This is a genomic window from Alloalcanivorax xenomutans (assembly GCF_032810065.1).
Classification (GTDB): domain Bacteria; phylum Pseudomonadota; class Gammaproteobacteria; order Pseudomonadales; family Alcanivoracaceae; genus Alloalcanivorax; species Alloalcanivorax xenomutans.
In genome coordinates, this window is record NZ_CP136538.1 from 1,110,509 (window position 1) to 1,124,702 (window position 14,194).

The window sequence follows — 14,194 nt, forward strand, 5'->3', positions numbered from 1 at the left end:
GTCAGGCCTCGGGTTTCCGCTGGGGTAAAGTGTACCAGTCCGGTGGCGGTGCTGTCCGGGGCTCAAGCCCCAGGCGGTGGGCGAGAATCGTAACCAGATCCTCTTCCACCTGCTGCCGGGTCAGTGTCAGGCCTTCGGCGGCCAGGCTGGTCATGGGCTGGCCGGCGTAGCCGCATGGGTTGATGCGCTGCCAGGGCGTGGCGTCCGCGTCCCGATTCAGCGCCAGGCCATGATAGCTGCCCTTGCGGCGAATGCGCAGGCCCAGTGAGGCGATCTTGGCGCCGTTCACGTAAACGCCAGGGGCGTCCGCGCGATTGACGGCCTTGATGCCCTGCGCCGCCAGATAGTCCACCACCGCTTGTTCGATGGCGTTGACCAGCCCGCGGCTGCCCAGTCCCAGACGCCGCACATCGAGCATCAGATAGACCACGGTCTGGCCGGGACCGTGGTAGGTGACCTGGCCGCCGCGATCACTGCGCACCACCGGGATATCACCAGGGTTGAGCACGTGTTCAGGCTTGCCGGCCTGGCCCAGGGTGTACACCGGGGGGTGTTCCAGCACCCACAGTTCATCCGGCGTGCTGTCATCCCGTTGTTCGGTGAAATCCCGCATGGCCCGCCAGCAGGTATCGTAATCCGCCTGTGGCAGATAGCGGACGAGCAGGTTCATCGGCACGCTCCGGTTCGTGTTACAGGGTGATTTTCACATGGGGGCAAGCGTTCAGTTCCCGATACAGGGCTTCCACCTGTCCTTTGTCCTGAACCGTGATGCGGGCGGTGAGGGCAATGAAATTGCCACGGCTGCTGGGGCGGGCGCTGAGGTTGCGCGGACGGTCGAATTCCTGCTCCAGCACACGCTCGATGATGTCCACCACGGCATCTTCCAGCGGCGCGTCCACGGCGCCCATGACTTTCAAATGCATGGTGTGGGGAAATTCCCAAAGCTCTTCACGGATGGCCATGTCGATTCTCGCTGCGGTGGCGGATACTTATACGCCGCAAAGGCGGCGCTTGAACGCTATATAGTGGCGGGCGAGGATTTTCCAAGTCTCGCCGGGGCGGCCAGAGCCCACCGGGCGGCCGTCCAGAGAGACCACCGGCACCACGTCGCGGGTGGAGCTGGAGATCCACACTTCGTCGGCATCGCCCAGTTCGGCCTCGCTGATTTCCCGTTCGCGCAGCGGCAGGTCCTGCGCCCGGCACAGCTCGATGACCAGATCGCGAGTGATGCCGCCGAGAATGGCATGGCTGGCCGGAGGGGTGGCGATTTCGCCGTCCTTGACGATAAAGACGTTGCTGGCGGCGCCTTCGGTGACGAAGCCGTCGTGGATCAGTATCGCCTCGCGGGCACCGGAAGCGATCGCCTGCTGCCGCAGCAAAATATTGGGCAGCAATGATATGGACTTGATATCGCAACGGGCCCAGCGGATATCGTCCAGAGTGATGGCCGCGGCGCCGGTGACCTGACCCGGGCTGTCCTCCGTCGGCACCGTCAGCGGCGCGGTGCTCATGAACACCGTGGGCGATACCGGCGGATCGGGAAAGGCGTGATCACGCTTGTCGGCGGCACCGCGGGTGATTTGCAGATACAGCGACAGATTGCCGCCGCCATTGCGCTGGATCAGTTCCTCGCAGCGGCGGCGCCAACCGGCGCGGTCGTGCGGGTTGATCAGGTACAGCGCCGACAGGGAGCGTTCCAGCCGGCGCAGGTGTTCCTCGAAGCGGAACAGCACCCCATTGAAGGCGGGGATCACCTCGTATACCCCGTCGGCGAACAGGAAACCGCGATCCATTGGCGAGATGCGGGCCTGCTCCATGGCCATGAAGGCGCCGTTGAGGTAGACCGTGCTCATCAGAACAGGTCCTTGAAGAACAGCATGATGTGGTCCCAAAGGCGGGAGAAAAAGCCGCCTTCTTCCACGCTTTCCAGCGCCACCAGCGGCGTTTCGCTGATCACTTCGTCGTCCAGACGGATGGTGACCGTGCCGTATTGCTGGCCTTTCTCGATCGGAGCGCGCAGTTGCGGGTTGATCGTCATCTCCGCCTGCAAACGGTCGGCGCTATCCCGCGGCACGGTCAGTTGCACGTCTTTTTCCGGACCCAGACGCACGGTGTCGGCGGCGCCCAGCCAGACATCCGGATTGGCCAGCACGTCGTTGGCGCTGTAGGCCTTGTAGGATTCGAAGAAACGGAACCCGTAAGTCAGCAGCTTTTGCGTTTCCTGAGCGCGGGCCTGTTCGGAGGCGGTGCCCATGACCACGCTGATCAGGCGCATCTCGTCGCGCTTGGCGGAGGCCACCAGACAATAACCGGCTTCGTCGGTGTGGCCGGTTTTCAGGCCATCGACGGTGGAATCCCGCCACAACAGCAGATTGCGGTTGGTCTGGGTGATGCCGTTGTAGGTGAATTCCTTCTCGGCGTAGATATCGTAGTGTTCCGGATAGTCGTTAATAATGGCCCGGGCCAGCCGTGCCATGTCGTGGGCGGTACTGTGGTGATTCTCCGCCGGCCAGCCGGTGGCGTTCATGAAGTGGGTATCGTTCATGTTCAGAGCCCGCGCCTGTTGGTTCATCAGGTCGGCGAAGGCGTCCTCGGAGCCGGCGATATACTCGGCCATGGCGACACTGGCGTCGTTCCCGGACTGGATGATGATGCCGCGCAGCAGGTCGTCGATGGAGACCTGGGTACCTTCCTTGAGAAAGGTGCGTGACCCCCCCATGCGCCAGGCCTTGACGCTGACTGGCGCCTGGTCCTGAAGCGAAATATTACCGGACTGAATCTCCCGCTCGGCGATATAGGCGGTCATCATCTTGGTCAGGCTGGCCGGGGGCATGGTCTGGTCGGCGTTGTGCTGGACGATAATGTGGCCGCTGCGGGCGTCCATCAAAATATAGCTGCGGGCTTCCACCGAGGGCGCGCGTGGCACGGTGCTCTGGGCCTGCCCGGTCAGCGGCAGCAGCGCCAGACAGGCGGCGGCGAATAAAAAAAAGATATCGCGAAGGGCAATTCTCTGGGTCATGGTTTCCTGCCTGTTAGTACTTCTTGTCGAATCCGGCTCGGGTCCGGATACCGTGATGGCCTGTCTCCAACGTCAACGCAGCCGTGAGGCACGGACCTTGGAAAAAATCACAGGGCCTGAAATATAGGGCCTTAGCGAACCGGCATCGGGTTGCCGAAGCCGGCCTGCTGGCATGCCTGACGGGCCTGTTCCTGGTCGTCCAGACTGGCGAAGGGGCCCAGCCACACCTTGTAGTAGGCGCTGTTCTCCAATTTGCGCACGGTTACCGGCAACTTCAGCCGGTTGCGCAACTGGCGTTCCAGATCACGGGCGCCGTCCAGAGCACGGAAGGCACCGGCCTGGAGATAGAGATCCCCGGATCTGGCCTGGTTCTTACCGGCCTCCGGTGGCGGGCTGTCCAGTGCCGCCCGTACCGCGGTGGGCACGGTGCCTTGACGGCGGCCGCCGGGGGGCTCCTCCGGTGTCAGCGCTTCCACCCTTACATGGCCGGTGCCGTTCTGCTCGATGCCGAGACGAACCGCGGCGGCCCAGGACAGATCGATGATGCGGTCGGAATGGAAGGGACCACGGTCGTTGACCCGCACCACCAGCTGCTTGTTGTTGTCCAGATTGGTGACGCGCACATAAGTGGGCAGCGGCAGGGTGCGGTGGGCGGCGGTGAACCGGTACATGTCATAGGGTTCGCCGCTGGAGGTCCGATAGCCATGGAACTTGCGGCCATACCAGGACGCCAGCCCTTCCTCCTCATAGCCCTCGGAGGAGGGCAGCACATGATAGGTTTGTCCCCACACGGAGTAGGTGGCCGGATTGCCGTATCGGCTCGGCGGCTCGGATTTGGGAACCGGCTCCGGTATCCGCTCGATACTGCTGCGATCCTCGGCGGGCGGCGGACTGTCGGTGCTATGGGCATAACGGTCCGAGCCCGGCGCGCCGGCGGGGTCGCGGGCAGGGGGCTGGGTCGGTGAGGCATCACCGGTGCTCTTTTTGGGGAGACCGGTTGGCGCGTCCTGTGTGGTCGCCGGAGGGGTCAGGCTACAGGCCCCCAGAGCCAGGGCCAACGCACTGATCAGAAGGGCACGCATCAAGACCGGTCCTCTTCCAGCGCATGGGCCAGCTGCCGGGACAGTTGCAGCACCGCCATGGCGTAAAGTTCGCTGTGGTTGTATCGAGTGATCACGTAAAAGTTGCGCGTCACCATCCAGAATTCGTGTCCTTTTTCACCGGTCAGGTCCAGCAGTGCCACCTGGGTGTCATCCGCCAGATCAAAACAGTATTCGCTGCCGAGGGTATCATCCTGGCAGCTCACTGCCACTACGCCGTTTTTCCGGGCCGTGGCGAGACTGAAGGAAGGCTTGTAGCCTTTCTTCGCCAACGCCTGATAGCCCTGACCTTCGATTCTGGCGCGGGCGGCCACCGGCAAGCCGGGCTGCCAGTGGTGGCGATGGAAATAATTTGCAACACTGCCGATGGCGTCGGCGGGGCTGTTGACCAGATCGGTCACGCCATCCTGGTCATAGTCCACCGCGTAGGCCTGGTAACTGGTGGGAATGAACTGCGCCAGTCCCATGGCGCCGGCATAGGAACCGGTGATCTCGCTGGCGTCGATATGGGCCTGGTTTTCCATCTCCATCAGGGCCACCAACTGGCCGCGGAAAAAGGACGCCCGCGGCGGGTAATCGAAGCCCAGGGTGGTCAGGGCGTCCAGCACCCGGTAGGTGCCTTTATGACGGCCGTAATAGGTCTCCACGCCGATGATGGCAAGGATGATCTCACGGGGTACGCCATACTCGGCCTCGGCCCGGGCCAGTTCTTCCCGGTTTTCTCTGGCGAAGGCGACACCGGCGTCAACCCGTTCCTGCTGTAAAAAGATTTTCTGATAACGGGCCCAGGTCATGGTGTGTTCCGCCGGGCGCGCGATGGATTCGAGAATCTTGTCCTGCCGCCGGGCCTGGGACAGCAGCTCCCGGGCCCGTTTTTCGTCCACGCCTTTTTTCACCACTTCCTGGATCAGGGCTTCCGCCTGGGGGTGATCGGCATACCCTTGCTCTTCGGCGAAGGCCGTGGCCGCGGGGAAAACGGCGGCGAGGAAAGCAAAGGGGGGGAGCAGGGCGGACAGTCTTACACCCATGAGTTTCTCCATAAAAACAGGGGGGACGGGGCTGGGGCCATAATATCGAGGTCGGCGAGGTTAAACCATGATCGCGGCGCGCCGCATCGGCGACTGATAAGTGCAGACCATGGAATCCGTCACCGGTTCAGAAGTTGATGAAGCGTCGATGGGTATGGATCGACATCAGCATGCCGAAACTGGCCAGCAGGGTGACGATCGAGGTACCGCCATAACTGACCAGCGGCAGCGGTACCCCCACCACCGGCAGCAGGCCGGACACCATGCCCACGTTGACAAACACGTAGATGAAGAAAGTCATGGTCAGCGCCGCCGCCAACAATCGGCTGAAAGTCTCCTGGGCTTGCCAGCTGATAAAAAAGCCTCGCCCGATGATCACCAAATAGACCGCCAGTAATAGCAGGAACCCGATCAGCCCGAACTCTTCACCAAGCACGGCGAGAATGAAATCGGTGTGGGACTCCGGCAGGAAATCCAGCCGCGATTGGGTCCCGTCCTGCCAGCCCTTGCCGCCGATGCCGCCGGAGCCGATGGCGGTCTTCGACTGGATGATGTTCCAGCCGGCCCCGCGCGGGTCCGCTTCCGGATTCAGAAAGGTATCCACCCGGGTGCGCTGGTAATCGTGCAGAACGAAGAAATACATTAGCGGCGCGGCCACCACCAGCACCAGCACCGCCAGCCCGATCAGCCGCCAGGACAGCCCCGCCATGAACAGAACCACCAGGCCGGCGGCGGCAATCAAAATGGCGGTGCCCAGATCCGGCTGCATGGCGATCAGTACCGTCGGCAGAAAGATGAGCACCAGTGATCCGAGCACATTGCGTTTTGACGGTGGCAGAGTGCGGTCGCTGAAGAACCAGGCGACCATGGCCGGCACCGCCAGTTTCATCAGCTCCGCGGGCTGGAAACGGCCGATGCCGGGCAGGCTCAGCCAGCGCTGGGCGCCCTTGGCCTCGGTGCCTACCAGAATCACCAGTGCCAGCAGGACCAGGCCGACGCCGTACACCAGGGGAGCCCAGAAACGGAACGTCCTCGGCGGCAGTTGCGCCAGCACCAGCATCACCAGCAAACCGCCTCCGAAGCGGATGGCCTGGCGGATCACCGTGTCCATGCTGCCGCCGCTGGCGCTGTAGAGGACCGCCAGGCCGCCCAGCATGGTCAACAGAAGGGCCGCCAGCAGCGGCGGGTCCAGATGCAGGCGCGTGGCCACCGGGGTGCGGAAGATGGCATGGCCACCGTTGTCGGTGGTTCTGACAGGATCGACTTGGCTCATGGGGCGGCCGTCCTGGTCGCTTGGGCGGTGGTACTGGCCTGTGTCGGCAACGCATTCTGTATGGGGGGCCGCGCCAGCGGTTCCGGAATATTCAGGTTACCGTCCTCGTCCAGCAGCCAGGCGTCCATCACCTGACGGGCCACCGGGCCGGCCACGGAGCCGCCGTGGCGGCCGTTTTCCACCATCACCGCCACGGCGATGGCCGGGTTCTCCACCGGTGCGAAGGATACGATCAGAGCATGGTCGAGCATGCGTTCCGCCAATTCTTCCTCGTTATAGGTTTCTTCCTGGCCAACCGAAAACACCTGAGCGGTGCCGCTTTTGGCGCCCATATGATAGCGGGCGTCCTTGGCCATGACACGGCCGGTGCCACGGTTGCTGTGGACCACCGCTTCCATGGCGTGCTTCATGCGCTCCCAGTTCCGGGGATCCTTGAGCGTGATATCCGGGCGCAGCGGCGGATGGGTTTCATCGGCGGCCAGGGTGGGTACCACCTGGTGGCCATCGTTGGCCAGGATCGCCGTGGCCACCGCCAGTTGCAGCGGGGTGGTGAGCATGAACCCCTGACCGATACTGGTGTTGATGGTGTCGCCGTGGAACCAGGGTGCGTTACGGGCGGCCCTTTTCCATTCCCGCGAAGGCATATTCCCTTCGGATTCGTTGAGCAGGTCGATGCCGGTGGCCTCGCCGATGGAGAAGCCGACCATGAAATCATGCATGCGGTCGATACCGAGCCGGAACCCCATATCGTAGAAGTAAGTGTCGCAGGATTGCACCACCGCTTTTTCCATATCCACCTGGCCATGCCCCCAGCGTTTCCAGTCCCGGTAACGGTGGGGGTTGCCCTCGAGGCTGAAATAGCCGGGATCGTGGATGGTCCTCTCCCAACTGGTGACACCGGCATCCAGGCCCGCCAGACCGAGCATGGGTTTCACCGTGGAGCCCGGTGGATAACGGCCCTGCAGGGCACGGTTGAACAGCGGGTGATCGTGATCCTGCTGATAACGGGCGTAGTCCTTGTGGGAAATGCCGGTGACGAACAGATTGGGGTCGAAACCGGGGCGGCTGACAAAGGCGAGCACGCTGCCATCCCGGGGATCGATGGCGACCACCGCGCCGCGCCGCTCGCCGAGGGCGTCGTAGGCGGCCTGTTGTACTTTCAGATCCAGGGACAGACGCAGATCGTCACCGGGTACCGGCGGTTGTTCCTCCAGAACGCGCAGGATCCGGCCGCGGGCATTGGTTTCCACCTGACGATAGCCGACCTGGCCGTGCAGCCGATGCTCGTAATAGCGTTCCACACCGGTGCGGCCGTAATAATGAGTGCCGCTGTAGTTACGCTGCTCGGCCAGGGTCATGTTGTCCAGATCCTCGGCACTGAGGCGGTTGACGTACCCGAGCACATGGGAAAACAGGTGGCTGTGAGGGTAGTAGCGCACCGGTGACGCGGTGACCCGGGCGCCGGGCAGCTCGTGTTGATGCACCGCGATGCGGGCGATTTCCTCCTCGGTGAGCCGGCCGCGCAGCGGGATCGGTTCCCACGGGCGGCGGGCGCTGGTGCGGCGCCGCTCGAACCGCTCCAGGTCATCGTCGGTCAACGGGATCAACTGACGAATGCGGTTCAGGGTGTCGTTCAGGTCCGCGCTTTGTTCCACCGCCAGTTCCAGGGTGAAGTCCGGCCGGTTCACCGCCAGGATTTCGCCGTTGCGGTCGGTGATCAGGCCGCGCGGAGGCGACATCGCCTGGGTCAGCACCCGGTTGTTGTCACTAAGGGTGGTGAACCGGCTGTGCTGGGCGATCTGCAGCCAGGCCATGCGCCCGACCAGTACCAGCGACAACACCAGAACCAGCGCTACCGCCACCAGCAGACGCAGGCTGAACAGACGGTGCTCGTGATGGTGGTCCTTGAGGGTCAGCGGTTGGCGCATGTGGATCCTGTGACCGGCTCCGCGCCCGGTCGCCGTGGCACGGGGATCGGAACGAAATGTGAGTGTGGATCGCGCATGGCTGCCAGATTATCGGGTGGTTTTGCTCAGCGATGATAGGGGTGGCCGGCAAGCAGCGTCCAGCCGCGATACAGCTGTTCGGCGAGCAATACCCGTACCAGCGGGTGCGGCAGCGTCAACGCCGACAGCGACCAGCGCTCGTCGGCGTCGGCGGACAACCTGGCACACAAGCCATCCGGACCTCCCACCAGCAGCGCCAGATCCTGCCCCAGATCCCGCAATTCGCCGAGACGTTGTGACAGCATCGGCGTGTCCACCGCTTTGCCGGTGACCTCCAGGGCCACCACGCGGGCGCCGGGCAGTTTCTCCAGCCGCTTGCGGATGGCCTCACCCTCGGTTCGCACCAGAGCGGCGACGTCGCCCTTGGCCCGTTTGGGCAGCGGGATTTCCTCCAGCAGCAGGCGCATGTCCGGGGGCAGCCGCTTCTGGTACTCCTGGAAGCCCTGCTCGACCCAGGCCGGCATGCGAGTGCCGACGGCAAACAGATGGATGCGCATAGACTCTCCTGCGGCGCCCCCCTGACCCTGCCCTGAATGATGCCGGCTCAGGCAAATGGGACTGCGAAACGGCTCGAGGGTTCAGCCCGGATCCTTGTTGGCCGGCGTGCCGGTCCGCTCGGGATGATGATCCGGATTGCGCCACAGACGTTCCAGGTCATAGAACTCGCGAGTGGCGGGCAACATCAGGTGGACAATGACGTCACCGAGATCCACCAGGATCCACTCGGCGCCTTTTTCGCCTTCGGTGCCCAGCGGGCGATAACCGGCCTGTTTGGCCCGTTCCACCACGTTGTCCGCCAGTGCTTTGACGTGACGGTTGGAGGTGCCGCTGGCGATGACCATGTCGTCCGCCACACTGGTGAGCTCGCGAACATCCAGGTGAGTGACGTTCCGTGCTTTCAGCTCTTCGAGAGCGTCGAGTACCAGATCCAGCAGAGAGGTGTCAGAACTCATGGGGCCTCGTTGTTTCCATTGTATTGGCGTCGGTATAGGTATTGGCGTCGATGTTGGCAGTGACGTCGGTGTCGGGTTCTATGGTTCCGGGCGCCGCCGGGGCAGCCGATGTCCGCACATTATACAAACCATGGCGGCGGATATGCGCTTCCACCACCGGGGTCAGGGCACGGCATTGCCCCCGGTGCTCCAGCGCCTCGCGGATGGCGGTGGCGGAAATGTCCATATGCGGATGCGTCAGCATCAGCCGGCGCCCGGCCGGAAGGGCCTGCAGCAGGCGTGGCCGGCCGCGCGGAAAGGCCTTTTCCACCGACGGCAGTGGTGCCGGCGCGCCGGGGCGGGGCACCACCGCCAAATGGCACAGGGCGGCGAAGCGGCGCCAGCCATGCCATTGATGCAGGCTGGCGAAGCTGTCGGCGCCGATCATGAACACCAATGGCCGCCGCCGGCCAATAAGACGGCGAAAGTGTTGCAACGTCAGATGAGTATAGGACGGGCCGGCCTGGCGTAACTCCCAATCATCCGCCTGCAGGGCCGGATGTCCGGCACAGGCCAGGCGCACCATGGCCAGGCGCTCGCTGGCGTCCGCCAGGGGCTGGGGCCGGTGTGGAGGCACTGCATTGGGGAGCAAGCGCACCGGCGCGTTACCGAGCACCTGGGACACGGCCAGGGCGGCGCGCACATGAGCGCCGTGAACCGGATCGAAGGTGCCACCGAAAAGAATCAGCGGCTTTACGCCGCTGATTTCGGATGTCGGACGTCGCACGTCGGACGTTTTAAACATGAAGTCTTCCGGCAAGCGGGGGAAGCGAATGTCCGTTGGCGGAAATTCGATTCATTTTTGGCGGCAAACCCGGCATCGCGAAGGCGACCTTACTGACGCACATGCCCGTCGCCCAGCACCACCCATTTTTGACTGGTCAGCCCTTCCAGACCCACCGGGCCCCGGGCATGGAGCTTATCGGTGGAAATGCCGATCTCCGCGCCAAGACCGTATTCGAAGCCGTCGGCGAAGCGGGTGGAAGCGTTGACCATCACCGAGCTGGAATCCACTTCGGCGAGAAAGCGCCGTGCCCGGGTGTAGTTCTCGGTGATGATCGCCTCGCTGTGTTGGGAACTGTAGCGATGGATATGATCCATGGCCTGATCCAGATCATCGACGATGCGAATGGCCAGAATCGGTGCCAGATACTCTTCTTCCCAGTCACTTTCAGTGGCGGCGTTGATGTCCTTCAGCAGCGCCCGGGTGCGTTCGCAGCCACGCAACTCCACACCCTCTTCCCGGTACATCCGGGCCAGCTCCGGCAGCACGGTGGCGGCGATATCCCGATGCACCAGCAGCGTTTCCATGGTGTTGCAGGTGCCATAGCGCTGGGTCTTGGCGTTGTAGGCGACCTTGATCGCCTTGTCGGCATCGGCGTCCACATCGATGTAGGTGTGACAGTTGCCGTCCAGATGCTTGATCACCGGCACCCGGGCTTCCCGGCTGATGCGCTCGATCAGGCCCTTGCCGCCACGGGGGACGATCACGTCCACATACTCGGGATGGGTGATCAACTCGCCCACCGCGGCGCGGTCGGTGGTTTCCAGCACCTGTACCGCGGTTTCCGGCAGGCCGGCGGCGGCCAGACCCTGGCGCAGGCAGGCGGCGATGGCCTGATTGGAATCAATGGCTTCGGAGCCGCCACGCAGAATCGCGGCGTTGCCGGATTTCAGACACAGTGCCGCCGCGTCGATAGTGACGTTGGGACGGGATTCATAAATGATGCCGATCACGCCCAGGGGCACGCGCATGCGGCCCACCTGGATGCCGGAGGGGCGATAGTTCAGATCGGTGATTTCCCCCACCGGATCGGCCAGCGCGATGACCTGCTCGAGCCCTTCCACCATGCCCTCGAAGCGCGCCGGGGTCAGTTCCAGGCGATCCAGCAAGGCCGCGTCCAGGCCATTGTCGCGGCCCCGTGCCAGGTCGCCCTGGTTGGCGGCGAGAATGGTGTCACGGTGCTCGCGCAACGCTCCGGCGATGGCCATCAGGGCGTTGTTCTTGTCACCGGCGCTGGCCCGGGCCATGGCCCGGGCGGCGTCGCGGGCGTGCTCGCCCACGTTGGCCATGTACTGCTGGATATCCATGTGTTCTGTCATGCCGTGTCGATCGGAAGCCCCATAGTATAGGTGCAGGACGACAGCGGCGAAACCGGCGCCGTCACGCCGGCCCGGTACGGGCTTCCAGGACCCGTACCATCGGGGTGCGACGGGTGCGCGGAATGGGCAGCCGCTGGTAGTAATCCGCCGGGTCGTGAATATCGAGATCCTGGAAGCCGAGGGCGCGAAAATGGGCCCGGCTTTCCTCATCGGAATCGAAATGGAAGCTGACCTGACTGCGGGACAGGACACCGAGCAGACCCCCCAGGGTTTTCAGGGTCCGCTGGAAACGGCGGTTGGCGTAGAGCGGATAGTTGTCGGTGAGATAACGGCCATCGGGAAAGCCGGCCAGTGACGCCGCCAGCCGCTGCCAGAACGGGCTGATCGAGGTGAGCGAGAAATAATTGATCAGGCCTTCGGTGACCACCGCCACCGGCTTGTCCGGGGCGAAGCGGGCCAGCAGGGCGGGCACGCTGTCCTCGCCCTGCTCCAGCAGAATGTTCACCGTTTCCACCCGGTGCCGGTCACCAAGCGCCCCCAGCCGTGCCAGCAGCCGCCGTTTGCGCCGGGCCATGTCCGGTAGATCCGCCTCCACATAGGTGATGCCGGAGTGCTGCTGACGAAAGCGATAGCCGCGCGGGCTCAGACCACAGGCGATTTCCAGGATCTGCAAGTCCGGATAGCGTTGGATCAGTGACTGCAGGCGGGCGTCGATGAGGTAATGGCGTTGCAACAGGAAAGTACGGATGTTGCCGCCCAGAAGCTGTTTGCCCGCCGCCTCGAAGGGGGTCATCGCATGGTATAGCAAGGCCCCGGCGCGGGTCTGGAAATCCGCCGAGGAAAGCCCGTTTCGAACCCACACCTGGCCGGTATAAAGAGCGGTAAAGCTGATCGAAGAGGTGTCCAGACGCTGCGGCATGGTTCTTTCCTGGCGACAATGGAAATAGCGTGAACAGACCCTAGCAGAGTGGCGGATTCCGAGCGGGCCAATCCGGGCCTGACCCGGGATCGCTTTCAACGGAGCCCTGTGGTTGTAGAGGGAACAGAGGGTGATGCCGGATCAAGGCCGGCATGACGCTTTTCGGCTTTGGCTTTGGCGTGTTGCGTGCCAGCGGTCGACCTTACCTTTCCAGAATTGGCGGCAGGGGTTGGCCGGTGAGACGCAGCACCAGGCTGCTGAGGTGTTTCCAGGGATCGCCGGGGGCCATGCCCTTGACGGTGCGGTCGGCGCGGATCGCCAGGGCCTGAGCCTGATGCAACTGGCGCGGCCGCAGGCGCGAAGCCTGGGTCTCCATGGCGCGCATGCGGGCGGGGGGCATGCGTGGCGGGTTGCCGCCGGTGAGCAGGGCGTCCAGGCCACGCAGATGGCGGCTCAGGGCCCACAGAATTACCGGCGGTTCCACGCCCTCGGCCCGCAGTGTCCGCAGGACCCGCAGGGCGCGGGCGGGATCGCCCTGGGCGGTGGCGTCGGTGAGATCGAAAGGCGTGTAGCGGCTGGAATCGCCCACCGACTGTTGCACGGTTTCCGGGGTGACGTGGCCGTTCTCGGCCAGCAGGGCGAGTTTGTCCACCTCCTGGGCGGCGGCCAGCAGATTGCCTTCGCTGCGCTGGATCAGCAGTTCCAGGGCGTCTTCGTCCGCGTTGAGGCCGCGGCTGGCCAGACGGTCCCTTAACCAGGGGTAAAGCTGGCGCCCTTCCACCGGCCAGATCTCAATGACCGCGCCGCAGCCGTCCAGCGCCTTGATCCAGGCGCTGCCCCAGTCCTTGCGGCGGTCCAGCCGTGAACAGCGGATCAGCAGCAGGGTATCGGGGGAAGGGGTGGCCATCAGGTCCCGCAGAATCTGGCTGCCGGCTTTGTCCGGGCGCTTGTCGTTGAGCACCACCTCGAGGATCCGGCGTCCGCCAAACAGGCTCAGGCTTTGCGCCTCGTTGAGCAGCGCATTCCAGTCGATGCCGGTGTCGGCGCTGAAGCGTTGCCGCTCCTCGAAGCCGCGCTGGCGGGCCGCGGAGCGCAAGGCATCAAGGGTTTCGTCCTGTTGCAGGGGTTCGTCGCCGGCCACCAGGTAGACCGGCAGCAGCTCTTCGCCCTTGAGGTGTTTGCCCAGTTGGTCCGCGCGCAGCCGCATGGCGGTCAGTTCCGTTGTACTTTGCGGGAAGCGTCCGCCAGCTGGTTGATCAGGCGGTAGACGATGTCGTCGTACAGGTCCTGGCGGATCATTTCTTCCTCATCGGAAGAGGCGGTGATGTTGTCCGGGTAGTAAGCCAGGTTACGCAGTGCCCTGATGTGGCGGGGCGGGTTGAGCGGCGCCTGGGTGTCGCGGTCGATCAACTGCCACACCAGCTCGTAGTGCAGTTCCAGTTCAGCGATCCGCCCGCGCTCGTCCACCGCCGCCGTGCGCCGGTCCCAACGCTCGTCGATGACCTTGATCACGTAGGGTGACTCGTTGTGCAGCAGCACGCCCAGCGGCGTCAGTTCCCGTTCCAGGGTGTAGCGCAACTGAGCCGCTCCGCCGGCCAGGGTCACGCTTTCGAACTGCGGCGTGTGGGTCTGGCCGCGTAGCTGCCAGCCGCTGCACGCCGTCAGCAGAAGTGTGGCGAGAACAAGCAACAGTGTGCGATGCGGGACGAGCGTCATGAACATCTCCGTGAGCTGCCGGTCTTGAGTTGGCGACA

Annotated in this window: 15 protein-coding genes; all 15 read right to left on the reverse strand. The window is 64.0% G+C overall.

The features are described from left to right. Nucleotide 1: 1 nt before the first annotated feature. Nucleotides 2-670: a lipoyl(octanoyl) transferase LipB gene (lipB, locus tag RYH70_RS05190; protein ID WP_233916919.1), complete on the reverse strand. Its 669-nt coding sequence runs from the start codon at nucleotides 668-670 to the stop codon at nucleotides 2-4. 19 nt (nucleotides 671-689) lie between these two features. Then, a complete protein-coding gene (locus RYH70_RS05195; RefSeq protein ID WP_014993439.1) occupies nucleotides 690-962 on the reverse strand; it encodes a DUF493 domain-containing protein in 273 nt (90 codons plus the stop codon). 27 nt (nucleotides 963-989) lie between these two features. Then, the gene (locus tag RYH70_RS05200) at nucleotides 990-1,853 is read right to left on the reverse strand and encodes a D-amino acid aminotransferase (protein WP_080530562.1); all 864 of its coding nucleotides are present in this window, start codon (nucleotides 1,851-1,853) and stop codon (nucleotides 990-992) included. Beyond that, entirely contained in the window at nucleotides 1,853-3,019 is a 1,167-nt protein-coding gene (locus RYH70_RS05205) for a D-alanyl-D-alanine carboxypeptidase family protein (RefSeq protein ID WP_233924476.1), read from the reverse strand. Before RYH70_RS05205 ends, RYH70_RS05200 begins: the two co-directional genes overlap by 1 nt. A 131-nt stretch (nucleotides 3,020-3,150) precedes the next feature. Beyond that, a complete protein-coding gene (locus tag RYH70_RS05210; RefSeq protein ID WP_284455102.1) occupies nucleotides 3,151-4,101 on the reverse strand; it encodes a septal ring lytic transglycosylase RlpA family protein in 951 nt (316 codons plus the stop codon). Further along, nucleotides 4,101-5,147, reverse strand: a complete 1,047-nt coding sequence (gene mltB, locus RYH70_RS05215) for a lytic murein transglycosylase B (RefSeq protein ID WP_022996032.1) — start codon at nucleotides 5,145-5,147, stop codon at nucleotides 4,101-4,103. The genes RYH70_RS05210 and mltB overlap by 1 nt, the downstream gene beginning before the upstream one ends. 127 nt (nucleotides 5,148-5,274) lie before the next feature. Next, nucleotides 5,275-6,420, reverse strand: coding sequence for a rod shape-determining protein RodA (gene rodA, locus RYH70_RS05220; protein ID WP_026949564.1), 1,146 nt, complete (start codon nucleotides 6,418-6,420; stop codon nucleotides 5,275-5,277). Next, nucleotides 6,417-8,348 carry a penicillin-binding protein 2 gene (mrdA, locus tag RYH70_RS05225; protein WP_317009872.1) on the reverse strand — a complete coding sequence of 644 codons (1,932 nt, stop codon included), beginning with the start codon at nucleotides 8,346-8,348 and terminating at the stop codon, nucleotides 6,417-6,419. The genes rodA and mrdA overlap by 4 nt, the downstream gene beginning before the upstream one ends. Before the next feature lie 104 nt (nucleotides 8,349-8,452). Further along, nucleotides 8,453-8,923: a 23S rRNA (pseudouridine(1915)-N(3))-methyltransferase RlmH gene (rlmH, locus tag RYH70_RS05230; protein ID WP_080530565.1), complete on the reverse strand. Its 471-nt coding sequence runs from the start codon at nucleotides 8,921-8,923 to the stop codon at nucleotides 8,453-8,455. A gap of 81 nt (nucleotides 8,924-9,004) precedes the next feature. Further along, entirely contained in the window at nucleotides 9,005-9,379 is a 375-nt protein-coding gene (gene rsfS / locus RYH70_RS05235; RefSeq protein WP_022996036.1) for a ribosome silencing factor, read from the reverse strand. After that, on the reverse strand, nucleotides 9,369-10,163 hold the full coding sequence (gene nadD / locus RYH70_RS05240) for a nicotinate-nucleotide adenylyltransferase (RefSeq protein WP_080530566.1): 795 nt from the start codon (nucleotides 10,161-10,163) through the stop codon (nucleotides 9,369-9,371). Before nadD ends, rsfS begins: the two co-directional genes overlap by 11 nt. Nucleotides 10,164-10,252: 89 nt before the next feature. Further along, a complete protein-coding gene (locus RYH70_RS05245) occupies nucleotides 10,253-11,509 on the reverse strand; it encodes a glutamate-5-semialdehyde dehydrogenase (protein ID WP_022996038.1) in 1,257 nt (418 codons plus the stop codon). Between the two features lie 73 nt (nucleotides 11,510-11,582). Beyond that, nucleotides 11,583-12,440 carry a class I SAM-dependent methyltransferase gene (locus RYH70_RS05250; protein ID WP_026949568.1) on the reverse strand — a complete coding sequence of 286 codons (858 nt, stop codon included), beginning with the start codon at nucleotides 12,438-12,440 and terminating at the stop codon, nucleotides 11,583-11,585. 202 nt (nucleotides 12,441-12,642) lie between these two features. Then, nucleotides 12,643-13,647, reverse strand: a complete 1,005-nt coding sequence (gene holA / locus RYH70_RS05255; RefSeq protein ID WP_022996040.1) for a DNA polymerase III subunit delta — start codon at nucleotides 13,645-13,647, stop codon at nucleotides 12,643-12,645. Between the two features lie 5 nt (nucleotides 13,648-13,652). Beyond that, complete coding sequence (locus RYH70_RS05260) at nucleotides 13,653-14,156, reverse strand: LPS-assembly lipoprotein LptE (RefSeq protein ID WP_022996041.1); 504 nt, start codon at nucleotides 14,154-14,156, stop codon at nucleotides 13,653-13,655. Nucleotides 14,157-14,194 lie beyond the last annotated feature (38 nt).